General features: G+C 65.1%; 17 protein-coding genes. 10 read left to right on the top strand and 7 right to left on the bottom strand.

Going from position 1 to position 16743, the window contains the following annotated elements:
• The first annotated feature begins 180 nt into the window (after positions 1–180).
• The 4 genes from Q0030_RS31765 (at position 181) to Q0030_RS31750 (ending at position 3179) form a co-directional block, all read left to right on the top strand.
• The gene (locus Q0030_RS31765; RefSeq protein ID WP_298376297.1) at positions 181–651 is read left to right on the top strand and encodes a chemotaxis protein CheW; all 471 of its coding nucleotides are present in this window, start codon (positions 181–183) and stop codon (positions 649–651) included.
• Between the two features lie 60 nt (positions 652–711).
• The gene (locus tag Q0030_RS31760) at positions 712–1077 is read left to right on the top strand and encodes a response regulator (RefSeq protein WP_018273268.1); all 366 of its coding nucleotides are present in this window, start codon (positions 712–714) and stop codon (positions 1075–1077) included.
• Between the two features lie 75 nt (positions 1078–1152).
• Entirely contained in the window at positions 1153–2313 is a 1161-nt protein-coding gene (locus Q0030_RS31755; RefSeq protein WP_298376291.1) for a chemotaxis response regulator protein-glutamate methylesterase, read from the top strand.
• Positions 2310–3179 (top strand): protein-glutamate O-methyltransferase CheR, encoded by an 870-nt coding sequence (locus Q0030_RS31750; RefSeq protein WP_298376288.1) that lies wholly within the window; start codon positions 2310–2312, stop codon positions 3177–3179. The genes Q0030_RS31755 and Q0030_RS31750 overlap by 4 nt, the downstream gene beginning before the upstream one ends.
• 180 nt (positions 3180–3359) lie before the next feature.
• Here the strand turns inward: Q0030_RS31750 and Q0030_RS31745 are convergent, their stop codons facing one another.
• The 4 genes from Q0030_RS31745 to Q0030_RS31730 form a co-directional block, all read right to left on the bottom strand.
• Positions 3360–4517: a glutathionylspermidine synthase family protein gene (locus Q0030_RS31745; protein WP_298376285.1), complete on the bottom strand. Its 1158-nt coding sequence runs from the start codon at positions 4515–4517 to the stop codon at positions 3360–3362.
• 42 nt (positions 4518–4559) lie between these two features.
• Complete coding sequence (locus tag Q0030_RS31740) at positions 4560–4778, bottom strand: hypothetical protein (protein ID WP_298376282.1); 219 nt, start codon at positions 4776–4778, stop codon at positions 4560–4562.
• A 119-nt stretch (positions 4779–4897) separates the two neighbouring features.
• A complete protein-coding gene (locus tag Q0030_RS31735) occupies positions 4898–5311 on the bottom strand; it encodes a hypothetical protein (RefSeq protein ID WP_298376280.1) in 414 nt (137 codons plus the stop codon).
• A gap of 16 nt (positions 5312–5327) precedes the next feature.
• Positions 5328–5732, bottom strand: a complete 405-nt coding sequence (locus Q0030_RS31730) for a DUF350 domain-containing protein (RefSeq protein WP_298376277.1) — start codon at positions 5730–5732, stop codon at positions 5328–5330.
• A gap of 490 nt (positions 5733–6222) precedes the next feature.
• On the opposite strand from Q0030_RS31730, the gene Q0030_RS31725 reads away from it, so the two are divergent.
• Both Q0030_RS31725 and Q0030_RS31720 read left to right on the top strand, forming a co-directional pair.
• Positions 6223–7410, top strand: coding sequence for a hypothetical protein (locus Q0030_RS31725; protein ID WP_298376276.1), 1188 nt, complete (start codon positions 6223–6225; stop codon positions 7408–7410).
• A gap of 10 nt (positions 7411–7420) precedes the next feature.
• A complete protein-coding gene (locus tag Q0030_RS31720; RefSeq protein WP_298376274.1) occupies positions 7421–9007 on the top strand; it encodes a S53 family peptidase in 1587 nt (528 codons plus the stop codon).
• A 78-nt stretch (positions 9008–9085) separates the two neighbouring features.
• Here Q0030_RS31720 and ctrA read toward each other — a convergent pair whose 3' ends face one another.
• Positions 9086–9787: a response regulator transcription factor CtrA gene (gene ctrA / locus Q0030_RS31715; protein ID WP_016848562.1), complete on the bottom strand. Its 702-nt coding sequence runs from the start codon at positions 9785–9787 to the stop codon at positions 9086–9088.
• Positions 9788–10154: 367 nt separating this feature from the next.
• Between ctrA and fliI the strand changes: the two genes are divergently transcribed.
• From fliI to Q0030_RS31695, 4 genes are all read left to right on the top strand, one after another.
• Positions 10155–11480, top strand: a complete 1326-nt coding sequence (gene fliI / locus Q0030_RS31710; RefSeq protein ID WP_298376271.1) for a flagellar protein export ATPase FliI — start codon at positions 10155–10157, stop codon at positions 11478–11480.
• A 108-nt stretch (positions 11481–11588) separates the two neighbouring features.
• A complete protein-coding gene (gene fliJ / locus Q0030_RS31705) occupies positions 11589–12008 on the top strand; it encodes a flagellar export protein FliJ (protein ID WP_016848565.1) in 420 nt (139 codons plus the stop codon).
• 205 nt (positions 12009–12213) lie between these two features.
• The gene (locus tag Q0030_RS31700) at positions 12214–12759 is read left to right on the top strand and encodes a sigma-70 family RNA polymerase sigma factor (protein WP_097676823.1); all 546 of its coding nucleotides are present in this window, start codon (positions 12214–12216) and stop codon (positions 12757–12759) included.
• A 3-nt stretch (positions 12760–12762) separates the two neighbouring features.
• Complete coding sequence (locus Q0030_RS31695) at positions 12763–13737, top strand: anti-sigma factor (RefSeq protein WP_298376266.1); 975 nt, start codon at positions 12763–12765, stop codon at positions 13735–13737.
• A 300-nt stretch (positions 13738–14037) separates the two neighbouring features.
• On the opposite strand, the gene Q0030_RS31690 is transcribed toward Q0030_RS31695, so the two are convergent.
• Together Q0030_RS31690 and flhA are read right to left on the bottom strand one after the other, a co-directional pair.
• Entirely contained in the window at positions 14038–14238 is a 201-nt protein-coding gene (locus tag Q0030_RS31690; RefSeq protein WP_016848568.1) for a hypothetical protein, read from the bottom strand.
• A 319-nt stretch (positions 14239–14557) separates the two neighbouring features.
• On the bottom strand, positions 14558–16690 hold the full coding sequence (gene flhA, locus Q0030_RS31685) for a flagellar biosynthesis protein FlhA (RefSeq protein ID WP_298376263.1): 2133 nt from the start codon (positions 16688–16690) through the stop codon (positions 14558–14560).
• Positions 16691–16743: the final 53 nt, after the last annotated feature.

Genomic DNA, 16743 nt, shown 5'->3' with positions numbered 1-16743 from the left:
AGCGCGGCCGGCAGGCCGGCTTCCACGACTATGTCGCCAAGTTTGATCGTCCCGGGCTGATCGCGGCGCTGAAAGAGCAGACCGCCGAACTGCGCCGGGCCGCTTAAGGGAAGCGAGCATGATCCGGAAAAGTGGGATCCGGTTTTCCGATCCGATCATGCTCAAACAAAAGGTTGATCGATGACCAGCAAGACCGAGACCAGTGAAGGCGCGATGGCCGAATACGTCACCGCCGTGATCGGTGGGCAGCTGTTCGGCCTGCCGATCTCGCGGGTGCAGGACGTGTTCATGCCGGAGCGGCTGACGCGGGTGCCGCTGGCCTCCAGCGAGATCGCCGGCGTGCTCAATCTGCGCGGCCGCATCGTCACCGTGGTCGACATGCGCGCCCGGCTCGGCCTGCCGAAGGCCGACGACGGCAAGCCGCCGATGGCGGTCGGCGTCGACCAGCGCGGCGAATCCTATGGCCTGCTGATCGACCAGATCGGCGAGGTGCTGCGGCTGCCCAACGACGGCCGCGAGGACAATCCGGTCAACCTCGACCCCCGCATGGCCAAGCTCGCCGGCGGCGTCCACCGCCTCGACGGCCAGCTCATGGTCGTCCTCGATATCGATCGCGTGCTCGAACTGGTGCCTGATGCCAAAGCGGCCTGAGACGGGCCGACAGAATTGAACTGAAACATCCCACCGGGGATGAGGAAGTAGAGGTCGCAGATGAGAACGTGTCTTGTTGTCGATGACTCAAGCGTCATTCGCAAGGTTGCCCGCCGTATCCTGGAAGGGCTCGATTTCCAGATCGTCGAGGCCGAGGACGGCGCCAAGGCGCTCGAGGCTTGCAAGCGCGCGATGCCCGAGGCTGTGCTGCTCGACTGGAACATGCCTGTGATGGACGGCTACGAGTTCCTCGGCAATCTCCGCCGCATGCCCGGCGGCGATCAGCCCAAGGTCGTGTTCTGCACCACCGAGAATGACGTCGCGCATATCGCGCGCGCGCTGCATGCCGGTGCCAACGAATACATCATGAAACCGTTCGACCGGGACATCGTCACCGCGAAGTTCCAGGAAGTCGGGCTCATTTAAGTCTACGTTCGATCCGGCGGCAGAAGCCTTCGGCTCAACGGTTGTTGTGCGTCGTGTTGCGTCGCTGGTGAAGTCATGAGTGTTGCGTTGACAAGTACTGCGGTCCCGACATCGTCCCGTTCCGACAAGGTGCGGGTGATGGTCGTCGACGATTCCGTGGTCATCCGAGGGATGATCTCGCGCTGGATCGGCGCCGAGCCCGACATGGAGGTCGTGGCCTCGCTGCGCACCGGCCTCGATGCCGTCAACCAGCTCGAGCGCTTCAACCCCGACGTTGCGGTGCTCGATATCGAGATGCCCGACCTCGACGGCATCTCGGCGCTGCCGCAGCTGCTGGCGAAGAAGCGCGACCTCGTCATCATCATGGCCTCGACGCTGACCCGCCGCAATGCGGAGATCAGCCTGAAGGCGTTGTCGCTCGGCGCGTCCGACTACATTCCGAAGCCGGAGAGCACGCGCGAGGCGACCGCCGCGGAGACTTTCCGTCACGACCTGATCCAGAAGATCCGTCATCTCGGCGCCAAGGCGCGGCGCAGCCCGGTGCATACGACGGCGAGCCCGCCGCTCGCGCCCGGGCACGACAAGCCGCGCACGGGGCTGGCCCCCGCCGCAGCACCCGCTCAGGTCGCGCGCCGTTCGTTCGGCTTGCTGCAGCCCAAGGTGCTGCTGATCGGCTCCTCCACCGGCGGCCCGCAGGCGCTGATGTCGCTGGTCGCAGAGATCGGCCCTGTGATCGATCGCGTCCCGGTGCTGATCACCCAGCACATGCCACCGACCTTCACCACCATTCTCGCCGAGCATCTGGCGCGCACCAGCAAGCGGCCGGCGCATGAGGGGGTCGACGGCGAGAGCATCAGGCCGGGTCAGATCTATCTGGCGCCGGGCGGACGCCATATGCGGATCGCCCGTCACGGCATCGATGCCACGATCGCGCTCGACGACGGGCCGCCGGTCAATTTCTGCAAGCCCGCGGTGGATCCGATGTTCACCTCCGCGATCGATGTCTGGCAGGGCAGCATCATGTCGGTGATCCTGACCGGCATGGGCTCCGACGGCATGCGCGGCGGCAAGGACATCGTCGCCGCCGGCGGCAGCGTGATCGCCCAGGACGAAGCGAGCAGCGTGGTGTGGGGCATGCCCGGTGCTGCGGTCAATGCTGGCATCTGCGCGGCCGTGCTGCCGCTCAATCAGATCGCATCGAAGCTTGTTCGCGTGTTTGCGGGAGACCGTTCGTGACGCCGCTGGACTATGAGTATCTGCGTAAGCTGCTGAAAGAACGTTCCGGCCTCGATCTGTCGGCCGACAAGCAATATCTCGTCGAGAGCCGCCTGCTGCCCTTGGCGCGCCGGTCCAACCTCGCCGGCATTCCGGAGCTCGTCCAGAAGATGAAGGGCGGCGCGGAGATGCTGACGTCGGAGGTGGTCGAGGCGATGACCACCAACGAGACCTTCTTCTTTCGTGACAAGCTTCCGTTCGATCATCTGAAGGACGCGGTGCTGCCGGCGCTGGCACAGGCCCGTGCCGCGCGCCGCAGCTTGCGCGTCTGGTGCGCGGCCTCGTCGACCGGGCAGGAGCCCTATTCGATCGCGATGCTGCTGAAGGAAATGACTGCGTTGTTCTCCGGCTGGCGCATCGAGATCATCGCCACCGATCTGTCGCAGGCGGTGCTGGAAAAGTCCAAGGCCGGCCTGTTCAGCCAGTTCGAGGTGCAGCGCGGCCTGCCGATCCAGCTGCTGGTCAAGCACTTCGTGCAGAAGGGCGAGCTCTGGCAGCTCAACGCCGATATCCGCGGCATGGTGCAGCACCGCCAGCTCAATCTGCTGCAGGACATTTCGCATCTCGGCACCTTCGACGTGATCTTCTGCCGCAACGTGCTGATCTATTTCGATCAGCAGACCAAGGCAGGCATCTTCGGCAAGATCTCCCGGATGCTCGAACCCGACGGCGTGCTGGCGCTTGGCGCGGCGGAATCCGTGGTCGGCATCACCAACCTGTTCAGGCCCTATCCCGACCGCCGCGGGCTCTATCAGCCCAGCAACGCTCCAGTCGCGCGCGCCGGCGCTCAGCATGTGCTGAAGGCGGTCGCGTCCGCTGCGCGTTGAGCAGAATGCACTGAAGCGGCCTCCGCTTTCTCCACGTCATTGCGAGCGAAGCGAAGCAATCCATCCCGCCGCGAGCGGAGAAATGGATTGCTTCGTCGCTATCGCTCCTCGCAATGACGGCGATGCAAAGTCGCATCCTCCCGGGATGACGGAGATGAAGACGCGCTTGCGTCGACGCCTTCACAAAATCGCGTGCGGCAGGAAGCGCGATGTGTTGCCGGTGATCGGGTTCTCGTCCTCGCGGATCGAGAGCCCGCAGGGCGTGTGGTCGACCAGCCAGCTGCCGAGCACGGGGTATTGCCCGGAGAAATTCGGCAGCGGCGCAAGGGCCTGCCGGATGAAGCCCTCGGCGCCGTAGGGGCCTTCCTCCGCGACCAGCGTGATGCCGGCGCTGACCAGTTCGACATTGGCGCCCTCACGCGAATAGATCGGCTTGCGCACGAACGAGGTGCCGAGCTGCGCAGCCTGCGGGTCGTCCTCGAAATAGGCCGGCAGCAGGTTGGGGTGATTTGGGAACATCTCCCACAACAGCGGCAGGATCCCCTTGTTGGACAGCATCGCCTTCCATGGCGGCTCGATCCATTGCGTCGGCGCCGAGCTGAGGTTCTTGCCGAACGCGTCGTGGAACATCCACTCCCATGGATAGAGCTTGAAGGCGAGCGCGATCGGGCGTTCGTCGAGGTCGACGAACTGGCCGTCATTGCGCAGCCCGATCTGTTCGATGTCGAGCAGCGTGGTCTTCAGCCCGGCCTGCGCCGCGGTGTCCTCGAGATAGGCGAGTGTGCCGGCGTCCTCGGCATTGCCGGTTAGCCCGGTGAGGTGCAGCGCGTGGGTCGCGCCGATCGTCTTCCAGGCCTCGATCAGCGCCTCGTGGATCGAGTTGAACTGGTCGGCGCGCTTCGGGATGATGTTGCGTTCGATCGCCTGTTCGAGCCAGGTCCATTGAAACACCGCGGCCTCGAAGATCGAAGTCGGCGTGTCGGCATTGTATTCGAGCAGCTTGGCCGGCCCGCTGCCGCTGAATTTGAGGTCGAGCCGGCCGTAGAGGCTCGGTTCCTTGCGGCGCCAGCTTGCCGCGATCAGGTCCCAGAACGCTTCCGGTATCTTCAGCCGGCGCAGATATTGTTCATCCTTGACCGCGCGCCCGGCGAGCTCGAGGCACATCGCGTCGATCTCGCCGGTCGGCGCCTCGATATCGCGCTCGATCTCGTCGAGCGTGAAGGCGTAATAGGCGCGCTCGTCCCAGTAGCGTTCGCCGTCGATGGTGTGGAAGGTGAAGCCGGCGCTTTCGGCGGTCGCCTGCCAATCCTCGCGCTCGGAACATGCGATGCGTTGCATGAAGGGGACCGTGATCTTCAGACGATGCGTGTCAGCTCGGTGTCAGCCGCCGCCATGCGCGGGACCGTTGTCGTAGCGGGCGATGGTTCGTGGCGCGTCGCCGAAGCCACCGGAGGGTGATATCTGCTCGGGCTTCCGTTTCGTCGTGTGCCCCGCATGGCGGTGGTGACTGCGGGCATGGCCTGGCGTCAGGCTCATCGAGGCTGCGCCGACCGCGATGCTTCCCATCAATTTCAGCCAGACACGTCGCGAGCGTTTCATGGACGCGATCCCCGCCTTTTGCCTTGCCTTCTGCCCTGCCAGACGCGGAGCCGCGCGAGTTTCCATCAGCTCCGATCGCCGGGCAAGCGAAAGCGCATGACGAGACGGCAAAGTGCTTGTCAGCCACCGCCGAAGCCGAACGCATGTGCGAACGAGCCGAAGCCGCCGCGGCTCACCGACGAGCTTGACGACGAACCCGACGAGGATGAAGAGCCGCCCGATGAGGAGCTGCCGCTGTAGAAGCTGCTGTGCGACGAGCCGCCGCTGCCGCCCGACCCGGACGACGAACTGCGAGGCGCGCAATCGGCGCCGGGTTGCAGGAGGCCCGGTGCGGTGACACCCGGTGGCGTCGGCTGGATGGGCTGGCAATTCTGCCGCGGCATCAGCGCGTAGGCGCCGCCGCCGACCGCGAGTGTGCCCATCATCAACAGCGCGACATGGTTGGAGCGCTTGGAAGGCGGATCCGTCCGCGGCGGCACCGCCGGCACGATTGGTCGCCGCTTGCCGAATTCCGGGTTGGGTTTGCGCGCCATGGTTTGGCTCAATGGCTCAGTAGATCATGCAGGCCGCGTTCAGCGCGCCTGCGGCCAGCGAGGACAGCCCGAGCCAGATCGCCGCCGCCATCTCGCCGGAGGCGATCCGCGCCGACAGGTTCGGCACCGGGATTTTCACGATGTAATAGACGATGATCTGCACGATCAGTGCGATGATGCTCCAGATCAGGCAGTCGATCACATTGGCGGAATGGGCGATGGCGCTGACAACAGGCAGCGCGAAGCCCAGCAGGCTTAAGCCAAGCGCGATCGCCGCCGCCGGATCGTTGTCGCGGATCAGCTGGAATTCGTCGTGCGGGGTGACGCGCGTGTAGACGAAGAGATAGGCGACCACGGCGATCAGCGCCGTGCAGAAATAGACCAGGAACGCCGGCAGGCCGGCGAGAGATTGCAGGATCATGTGATGCGCCCGGACAGCCCTAGATGGTCATCCTATAGCTGATTGGTCGCGGTTCGCGAAGCTTCGGTTCGATCTGACCTGTGGGCTCCGGTGGCCGCGGACCGCCGCCGGAAAATTGCGGCGCGGGGATGTGAGCCGCTTCACAGGCCCTCGCGATAGCCGTCTATACGATATACAACCAGAAGTGCATGTCGCGAATGGGCTCGGTGATCCCCATGACGACCAGTTTTGGCAACGACGTCCTGCCGATGTTTCGAGCGGGCGACATCGCCTGCATGACGGCGAAGGGCGTTCGGCTCGGCGACGCCGGCTGGATCTGCGACCTGGCCGGCAATGATGACTTTGCCGATCACGCCAACGCACGCCGCGTCTTCGCTGCGCTGTCATCCGGCTTCATGCCACCCGGTCACCGATGGTCGCGGGACTCGCTCGATATCTATGCGAGCTGGATGGGGACGGATTCCAACCTTGAACCGATGTGGAGCGCAAAATGCGAAGGTCGATCGACACGCTGCTCGTCTGTGGTCTGCTTGCGCTTCCCGCCCTTCCGGCCGCGGCGCAGTCGCCGCCGAATCCCGCGATGACCGCGCCGGATCAGGTCGCCTGGCAGCTCTTCATCCAGGCCAACACCCGCGCCGGCGGCAGCAATTCGACGTTCGAGACCTGGGCGAGCGATACCGATCTGTTCCAGCCCAATCCGCAGTTTCCGGCGGCCCCGACGCCGCCGTCGCTGCGCCCGCCGATCCTGCCGCAGGTGGCGCGCGAAGGCGTGCAGGAGAGCGGTGGATTGCTGCCGGCGCTGCCGCCGGGCGCCGCGCAGGGGCAGATGGAGGAAACGCGTCACAACAAGCCGACGTTCGACTTCATCGTCCAGAACAACCTCTACAAACTGTCGGGTGTGAAAGCCGCATTCGGCAAGGCGCTGTCGTTTCCGGTCGATTCCGTCGAAGTGAAGGGGAATTGGCTGGCGGTCAGCGACATTCCGCAATTCACGAATAACAAGGTGACGCTGGCGCAGGTGCCGCAACTCTATCACGTCAACAGCGCGGCCGGCGTGCAGTACGCCCTGGTTTCGATGCATGTGATCAGCAAGCAGGTGCCGAACTGGACTTGGGCGACATTCGAGCACCGGTTCAATCCGGGCCGCTGCGACATCATCGGCTGCCGCGACAATTTCGGCGCGCAGACCGCGTTCGTGCCGTCGAACCGGACCGCCGGCCAAGGCTATCCGGATTGCGTGAAGACGACCGCGCTGACGGCGATGCTGTCGAGCGCGGACATCGATCCGGTCTACAACAACTACTGCCTGAAGGGCTCCCAGGTGGATTTCGTCGACAATGTCGGGCTCGACATCAGGGTCGGCAATTCCGTCACCGAGGACGGCTTCGTCGCGACGTCATCCTGCATCACCTGCCACGGCCGCGCGGCCTTCAAGGCGGACGGCACGCCGTCGTCGCAGGCGGGATTCCTGTCGTTTGGTCCGAATGGCCCGGTCGCTCCGCTCGGGCCGCTGCTGCCGGAATGGTACTGGAAGTTCTCGGGCCAGCCGCCGATCTTCGAAGGCAAGCCCGGTCTCACCCGCATCGCGACCGCAGCGGACTTCGTGTGGTCGATCCCGTTCTGCGCCTACGACGATACGCAAACACCGGCGCAGCCAAGCCCATGCGCCGGAAAGTGAGACCGCACTGATGGCCGGCGCGCGCGAGAGCAGGATTCCGCTTGCCGGCAGCAACCGCGCCGCGCCTGTCGGTGCAACGCTGGTCGGCGATGTCGATCCCGACGAGCGGATCCCCATCGTGGTCTATGTGAAGCGACGCACCCCCGACAAGTTTCCGCCGGGCAGCGCCGGGGATCTCGCCCGGCTCGCCAGGCCGATCACGCGGCACCAGCTCGCGACGCAGCGCCATCGCAGCCATGCCCGCGCCATCGCCCGCGTGGTGCGGCTGGCGGCGAAGCGCGGCTTGACCGTCGGCCGCAGCGATCCTGTCGCGCGCACGGTCGAGCTGGAAGGCACCGCGCGGCAGATGGCCGAGATCTTCGGCGCGACGCTTCGCACTTACCGCGACGGCGAGCGCGCGTTTCGCGCGCGCGTCGGCGGCCTGACGGTGCCGGCCGAGATCGCGCCATGGACCCGCGCCATTCTCGGCTTCGATCAGCGGCCGCTACGGACCAGAACGCCGCTGGTGCAGGCCCAGGCCGACACGGGCGGCGGCAGCGGGCTGTGGCCGACCGACATTGCGGCCCTCTACGGCATTCCGCTGGATCGCGACGTGTCGTCGATCTGCGTCGGCATCATTGCTCTCGGCGGCGGCTATCTCGCCAGCGATCTCGCCATGGCCGTGGCCGGCATGAACCGGCCGCCGCCGGTTGTCGTCAATGTGCCGCCGACCGGCAATGATGGCAGCTTCGGCAGCAACGATGTCGCCGACCAGGAAATCGCGCTCGATCTCCAGGTGCTCGCCGGCCTGCTGCCGAAGAGCAAGATCGTGGTCTACTTTGCCGAGAACTCCGCCGCCGGTCTCACGGACGCGATCCATCAGGCGGTGTTCGATGAACAGCATGCGCCTCAGGTGGTCTCCGTCAGCTGGGGCAGTGCCGAGAAATACTGGACCGAGCCGGGGCGCGACGCGATGCAGGCGGTCCTGGCCGATGCCGCGCGGCTGCGCGTCAGCGTGCTGTTCGCCTCTGGCGATCAGCTCGCGACGAGCGGCCTGACCGACGGCAAGGTCCACGTCTGGTTTCCCGCCTCGAGCCCCTATGCGACGAGCTGCGGCGGCACGCAGCCCGTGCTTGCGGCAGGCAATGGGGCAGCCGCAGCGGAGGCGGTCTGGAACGCCGGCGCGGTCGGCACCGGCGGCGGCATCAGTGACGCGTTTCCCGTCCCCGATTATCAGTCGCATTTGACGCTGCCGAAATCCCAGAACGACGGCGCCATCAGGCGCGGCGTCCCTGATGTCGCCTGCGCGGCTGCGGCGAGCCCGGGCTACCGCATTATCGTCAACGGACAAGCGATGGCGATGAGCGGGACCAGCGCGGCGACACCGCTATGGGCCGCTCTGGTCGCAATAGCTGTCGCCGCGCGCGGCGAGCAGATCGGCTTTCTCAACGCTGCGCTTTATTCCAACCCCGGCGCATTCCGTGTGGTCGAGCAGGGCAACAACCGCGTCGGCGGCAAAGGCTACGATGCCGGCCCTGGCTGGAGCGCCTGCACCGGGCTTGGTGTTCCGAAGGGCGCGGATCTGCTCGCCGCTTTGACCGCGATCCCGGTGGCATAACCTCCCAAAAACAAAAACCCCGCCATTTGCGGCGGGGTCCAAGTCGAAAGCGAAGTCGGAACGCTGCGGGCCAGAAGGTCAGGCGGGAATGCGCTCGTCGGCCTCGTGCGGCTCGCGCAGCACATAGCCGCGGCCCCATACGGTCTCGATGAAATTGCGGCCCTCGGAGGCGTTGGCGAGCTTCTTGCGGAGCTTGCAGATGAAGACGTCGATGATCTTCAGCTCCGGCTCATCCATGCCGCCGTAGAGATGGTTGAGGAACATTTCCTTGGTGAGCGTGGTACCCTTGCGGAGCGAGAGCAGCTCCAGCATCTGGTATTCCTTGCCGGTGAGGTGCACGCGCTGACCGCCGACCTCGACCGTCTTGGTGTCCAGATTGACCACGAGATCGCCGGTCTGGATGACCGACTGGGCGTGACCCTTGGAGCGGCGCACGATCGCGTGGATGCGGGCGACCAGCTCGTCCTTGTGGAAGGGTTTGGTCATGTAGTCGTCGGCGCCGACGCCGAGACCCTTGACCTTGTCCTCGATGCCGGCGAGGCCGGAGAGGATCAGAATGGGAGTTTTGATCTTCGAAACCCGGAGCTGCTTGAGCACGTCGTAGCCGGACATGTCGGGCAGGTTGAGGTCGAGCAGGATGATGTCGTAGTCGTAAAGCTTGCCGAGATCGACGCCTTCTTCACCGAGATCCGTCGTGTAGACGTTGAAACTCTCGGATTTGAGCATCAATTCGATCGACTGCGCGACGGCGCTATCATCTTCAATCAGCAAAACGCGCATGCCAGTCCCCTATAGTCGCCGCTCCGGGCGTCAGGTCGGCCGCACTTGCGGCACTCACAAAACGCCTTTGAACAACTGATTCGGATCCTGACGAGATATGGTTAACAAAAACTGATTCCTCGACGCAAGCTCTAACCGTGCAATTTTTGTCGAATCGCCCTAAGATATTGCGTAGAAGAAGCTTTTCCTAACCGCGCTCGTTCAGTTTCCACATTAAGAGCCGGGCCTAACCGACTCTCGCGACTCGCCCTTCTTCTGATGGGCGAGCGACCTCAGTCACCAAAGACAGTGACGCAATGATTAATGATGCGGGTAAACACGAAGTTAAGCGGCCGGAGCAAAATTGCGGAAACTTAAGGTTTTCGCAATGAAGGCACTCGCGGAGCAGATCGGCGACATCGACGGCGTCAATATTTATGGCCGTGTGGTCGGCGTCCGCGGGCTCATGGTCGAGATCGCCGGCCCCATTCACGCGATGTCGGTCGGCGCCCGCATCGTGATCGACGTCGGTGCCGGCCGCTTCATCCCGGCCGAGGTGATCGGCTTCTCCGGCGACAACGCCGTGGTGATGCCGTTCGGCGGGCTCGAGGGCGTCAGGCGCGGTTGCCGCGCCGTGATCGCCAACGCGGCGAGCCAGGTGCGGCCGTCGCCGGCCTGGCTTGGCCGCGTCGTCAACGCGATGGGCGAACCGATTGACGGCAAGGGGCCACTGCTCCAGGGCGCTTCGCCGATGTCCTACCGCAACTCGCCGCCGCCGGCGCATTCGCGCAAGCGGGTCGGTGCGCCGCTCGACCTCGGTGTGCGCGGGCTCAATACTTTCCTGACCTGCTGCCGCGGCCAGCGGCTCGGTATCTTCGCGGGCTCCGGCGTCGGCAAGTCGGTGCTGCTGTCGATGCTGGCGCGCAATGTCGATGCCGCGATCTCGGTGATCGGGCTGATCGGCGAACGCGGCCGCGAGGTGCAGGAATTTCTCCAGGAGGATCTCGGCGAGGAGGGGCTGGCGCGCTCGGTCGTGGTGGTCGCCACATCGGACGAGCCGGCGCTGATGCGGCGCCAGGCGGCGTATCTGACGCTCGCCATCGCGGAGTATTTCCGGGACGAGGACCAGGACGTGCTGTGCCTGATGGACTCGGTGACGCGCTTTGCGATGGCCCAGCGCGAAATCGGCCTCTCGGCGGGTGAGCCGCCAACCGCCAAGGGCTACACGCCGACCGTGTTCACCGAATTGCCGAAGCTATTGGAGCGGGCAGGGCCGGGCACCGGCCTCGGCACCATCACCGCGATCTTCACCGTGCTGGTCGACGGCGACGATCACAATGAGCCGATCGCGGACGCGGTGCGCGGCATCCTCGACGGCCATATTGTGATGCAGCGGGCGATCGCCGAGCGCGGCCGCTATCCCGCGGTCAACATCCTCAAGTCGGTCTCGCGCACCATGCCGCGGTCCGCCGACCCCGACTTCCTGCCCTTCATCAACAAGGCGCGGCAGGTGATGGCGACCTATGCCGACATGGAGGAACTGATCCGGCTCGGCGCCTACCGGCCCGGTTCCAGCCCCGAGGTCGACGAGGCGATCCGGCTGCACGAGCCGCTGGAAAGCTTCCTGCGCCAGGCCAAGGACGAGGCCACCAGCCTTCCCGACGGCTACCGGCAACTCGCTCAAATCCTGTCGGGTTTGGAAACGGAACGCTAACTTTGTCAGGCCATCATCCCCGGCACACCATAGCTATGCCGGCGGGGCCCAGGGGGGAGCCGGTTCTGTCCCGCGTTCAGAATTGGGACTTCTGGGGAGTATGAGTCGATGAAGTCACGTGAAACGCTGATCCGCCTGAAGAAGTTTCAGGTCGATGAAAAGCGCCGTCGGGTTACCCAGATCGAAGGCATGATCGCCGACTTCCAGCGCATGTCCGTCGAGCTGGAGCGCGAGATCCAGACTGAGCAGGAGCGCGCCGGGATCAACGACCCCACGCACTTCGCCTATCCCACCTACGCCAAGGCCGCGATCCAGCGCCGCGAGAACCTGACCCGTTCGGCCGACGAACTGCGAGCCCAGCTCGACGACGCCAAGGCGCTGCTGTCGGAAGCGTTCGAGGAGCTGAAGAAGGTCGAGCTGCTCGACGAGCGCGACCAGGCGCGCGAACGCGCGGAGGAGAGCGCCCGCGAGCAAGCCGACATGGATTCGATCGGCCTGATGCGGGCCCGGCTCGGCGTCATCGCCTGAACCCTCGCTCCTTCCGCTGACCAGATTGAGAGCCCGGGCCGATCGCCCGGGCTTTTTGTTGGGCGCTGTCCACAAGCCGGCCTCTTGTCGGCCACTTGGCGGGTCGTGCTGTCCCAAACTATGCTACCACCTGTCCAGACCAGATGATGATCGGCAGCGCGGTGGCAATCGGGGCGATGGGGGATGCAGGCTTGGAGGGCGCTGAATGCTGACGCCGGCTGAGCTCGTCTGGCTGATCGCCGCCGTCGCGAAGGGGGATCAGGCCGCCTTTGAGCGGCTGTACGCCGCGACCCGCTCGAAACTCTTTGGCGTCGTGCTCCGTATCTTGCGGCGTCAGGACCTCGCGGAGGAGGTCATTCAGGAGGCTTACGTCAAGATCTGGAACAGCGCCGGGCAGTTCAATCCGGCCCTGTCGTCCCCGATCACGTGGATGGCGTCGATCGCGCGCAACCGCGCCATCGATGTCGTGCGTAAGCGAGGCGAGTCCTCGCTGGAAGATGAGCCTGCGGCGATGGAAGTCGCCGCCGACTCGCCCGATCCGCTGGCGCGACGGGAAATGACGGAAGAGTTGAAGCGGTTGCTGGAGTGCGTCGGTCGTCTGGAGCCCGATCGTCAGAAGCTCGTGCTGCTCGCCTATTACAACGGCTGGAGCCGCGAGCAGCTCGCCGCAAAGTTCGAGACACCGGTGAACACGGTGAAGACCTGGCTGCGCCGCAGCCTGATGGATATCCGGGAGTGTCTTGGACTCTGATTGATGGCCTATAGCGAAGACCATATCGCGCTCGCCGCGGAATATGCGCTCGGTACGCTCGATGCCGACGAGCGCACGCAGGTCGAGACCATGATGGCCGTCGACACCGAGTTCGCCGCGCTCGTGCAAGCCTGGGAGTTCAGGCTCGGGCCGCTGAACCAGATGGTCGGCCTGGTCGAGCCGCGCCCGGTGGTCTGGGAAAACATCAAGGCGGCGATCGGCCATGCCGGCGCGCCGCAGGCGCCGCTGGTGCTGCCCGAGACGCCAGCCGCGACCGTGACACCGCCGCCGCCGATAACCGACGATCCTCAATTCGGCTCGGCGTTCGATCCGGAGCCCCCGCAGTCACCCGAGATCCGGCGGCCGGCCGAAATCCGGCGGCCTCCGGTCCAACCACCGATTGGCGCCGGCGACAGCAACGTCGTTGCGCTCGTGAGCCGCGTGAAACGCTGGCGCGGCATCGCCTCAGTCGCGACGGCGATCGCAGCCGCGCTGCTCGTCACGCTCGGCTTGCAGATCTACCGGCCCGACGCCTTGCCGAATGCGATCCGTCCGAAGCCGCGCATCCAGACCGTCGAAGTGAAGACACCGGCGCCGGCGCTCGCGCCTTCGGCGCAATATGTCGCGCTGTTGCAGGGACAGAATGGCGGGCCGGCCTTCATCATGACCATCGACGGCGCGACCAAGAATTTCACCGTGCGCAAGGTCGGCGCCGCGTCGGAGCCCGGCAAGAGCTTTGAGCTCTGGCTGATCTCCGACAAGTTGCCACAGCCGCGCTCGCTCGGCGTGATCGGCGCCGATGATTTCACCGCGCGCCCGGTGTTGTCGGGCTACGATCCCGACGTGATCAACGGCGCCACCTACGCGGTGACCGTCGAGCAGGCCGGCGGTTCGCCGAATGGCCAGCCGACTTCGGCGCCGATCTTCACCGGCAAGCTGATCGAGACCGTGCCGCCTGCGTCGGGTTCGACGCGATAGGCGGTGTTTCCTCATTCTACTCTGCGCGAGGGCTGAAAATCGTTGGAGACCCGTCATTGCGAGGAGCGTTAGCGACGAAGCAATCCATCATTCCGCATGCTCAGTGACAATGGATTGCTTCGCTTCGCTCGCAATGACGTGGACACATCGATGTCGTCCACCATCCGCACAAAAAGAAAACGCCCGTGGGGAGCGGGCGTTTTCGATAGTCAACTTGGGGGTAGTTGGGGGTCTTAAATATCCACGCAGCGACTTTGGGGGGCTGTAAAGAACACTACGTGAATTCGTGAAACTCTCCTGTTAGCGGACCAGCGAGTTGCTCGAGCTCGTGATCGCGACCGGCTTGCCGGCCTTCATGACGCGCGCCGTCTGCGTGTAACCCTCGTCCGACGAATTGTGTGCCGCGATGCCGAAGCCCGCGACCAGGATACCGGCGAACAACGCCACAACCACAATCTTCAGGTGCGTCATACGATCGGCGCTGTAGATCGAGTGGTTCATGGAAGTCTCCTGCCGCCTTCCTGCTCTCAGTAAATCTGTCGGTTTGGTCTGCTGCCCGGTTCAACGTCTCGTGCCCCACCAACGTAGGATTTGCCGATTCCGTTCCCTAGGGGTCATCACAAGGGCGTGATAAGACGTGATCGGACGCGATCAAAAGCCGTCCATGGCTCCCGAAATGCACATTAACTGGATGTAATATCAGTAGCTTGCCTGGAGGCCGGATCATGTTACCCCAGATAGGGCCGTTCCGGACTGTTCCACATAAATCAGTTGCCTGTGGCGAGAAAGCACAGGCGAAAACGCAAGTGATTTGCGGTCGCTACACGCTGCCGACGGTCTTCAGCCGAGCCCGGGGATGGATCTCGGCCTGCGACAAAACGGTGGTTTGCGAGCGGAACCGTTCCACCAGCGAGCGAACGAACGGCCGGATCGCGGCCGACGTCACCAGCACCGGCGCCTCGCCTTCACGCGCCGCCTGCTCGAAGGCGTTGCGCACGGCGGTCATGAATTCCGACAGCTTGGAGGGCTGCATTGCCAGGCTGCGATCGTCGCCGGTGCCGACGATCGACTCGGCGAAGGCCTGCTCCCAGCGCGCCGACAGCGCGATCAGCGGCAGATAGCCGTTCGGCGAGGTGTTCTGGGCGCAGATCTGCCGTGCCAGCCGGGCGCGGACATGCTCGACCATGGTGGCCGGGTTGCGCGAGAACGCCAGCGCGTCGGCGATGCCCTCGAGGATGGTCGAGAGATCGCGGATCGAGATCCGCTCGGCGAGCAGCAATTGCAGCACGCGCTGGATGCCCGACACCGTGACCTGGCTCGGCACGATGTCCTTGATCAGCTCGCCCTGCTCCTTCGGCAGGTCCTTCAGCAGCTTCTGCACCTCGCCGTAGGACAGCAGGTCGGACATGTTGGTCTTGAGCAGCTCGGTCAGGTGCGTCGACAGCACGGTCGCGGCGTCGACCACGGTGTAACCCTTCAGCGCGGCCTCTTCCTTCAGGCCGGCATCGACCCAGGTCGCCGGCAGGCCGAAGGTCGGTTCGATGGTGTGGATGCCGGGCAGCTGCACCTGGTTGCCGCCGGGGTCCATGACCATGAACTGGCTCGGCCAGATCTTGCCGGTGCCGGCGTCGACTTCCTTGATCTTGATGACGTAGCTGTTGGCCTCAAGCTGCACATTGTCGAGGATGCGAACCGCCGGCATCACGAAGCCCATCTCGATCGCGAGCGAACGGCGCAGCGCCTTGATCTGCTCGGTGAGGCGGTCGGTACCGTCGGGGCCGTTGACCAGTGGCAGCAGCGCGTAGCCGAGCTCGATCTTGAGGTCGTCGATCTTCAGCGCAGCGGCGATCGGCTCCTCTGCGGCGGCAGCGGCGGCGGCCGCGGCTGCAGCGGGGGCGGCAGCTGCGGCGGCCTCGGCGGCGTTGGCGACCCGCTTCTTCTTGCGCGCGTTCCAGGCCAGCGCCGCGGCGCCGGAACCCAGTGCCAGGAACGGCAGCGTCGGAATGCCGGGCAGCAGCGCCAGCACCAGCATGACGCCGGCCGACATGCCGAGCGCCTGCGGATAGCCGGAGAGCTGGCGCATCAGCGCCTTGTCGGCGGCGCCGGTGATGCCGGCCTTGGAGACCAGGAGGCCGGCTGCGGTCGAGACGATCAGCGCCGGCACCTGGGTGACGAGGCCGTCGCCGACCGTCAGCACGGTGTAGGTGCGGGCGGCTTCACCGAAGGAGAGGCCCTGCTGGGCGACGCCGATGATGATGCCGCCGACGATGTTGATGCCGACGATCAACAGCCCGGCGATGGCATCGCCACGGACGAATTTCGAGGCACCGTCCATGGCGCCGAAGAAGCCGCTCTCGTCTTCCAGCGCCTTGCGGCGCTCCTTGGCGGCCTTCTCGTCGATCAGGCCGGCGGACAGGTCGGCGTCGATCGCCATCTGCTTGCCGGGCATCGAGTCCAGTTGGAAGCGCGCCGCGACTTCGGCGATGCGGCCCGAACCCTTGGTGATGACCACGAAGTTCACGATCACCAGGATCGCGAACACGATGATTCCGATCACGAAGTTGCCGCCCATCACGAAGTTGCCGAACGCCTCGATGACGTGGCCGGCGGCCGCCGTGCCCTCGTGGCCGTGGCTCAGGATCAGCCGGGTCGAGGCCATGTTCAGCGACAGCCGCATCATGGTCGAGATCAGCAGGATGGTCGGAAACGACGAGAATTCCAGCGGCGCCTGGATGAACAGCGAGGTCATCAGGATCAGGATCGAGATCGTGATCGAGACCGCCAGAAAGAGGTCGAGCACGATCGAGGGCAGCGGCAGGATCAGCACCACCAGGATGGTGAGGACGCCGAGCGCCAGCGCGAGGTCGCCGCGCTTGAGGATGTCGCCGATCTCGCCGAGGCTCGGCAATCCGCCCTTGCCTGCCGTGCCCTGACCCGCCGTGACGTCGACCATGGTAGCCGCTCTCCCCCGCGACTGGCGGCTACGTCCGCCAAGCGTCTGCGCGA

Origin of the sequence: uncultured Bradyrhizobium sp., from assembly GCF_947648125.1 — a bacterium.
Taxonomy (GTDB): Bacteria; Pseudomonadota; Alphaproteobacteria; order Rhizobiales; family Xanthobacteraceae; genus Bradyrhizobium.
Note: the sequence above shows the minus strand (reverse complement) of the source record. Positions and strands in the feature narration are given on the sequence as shown.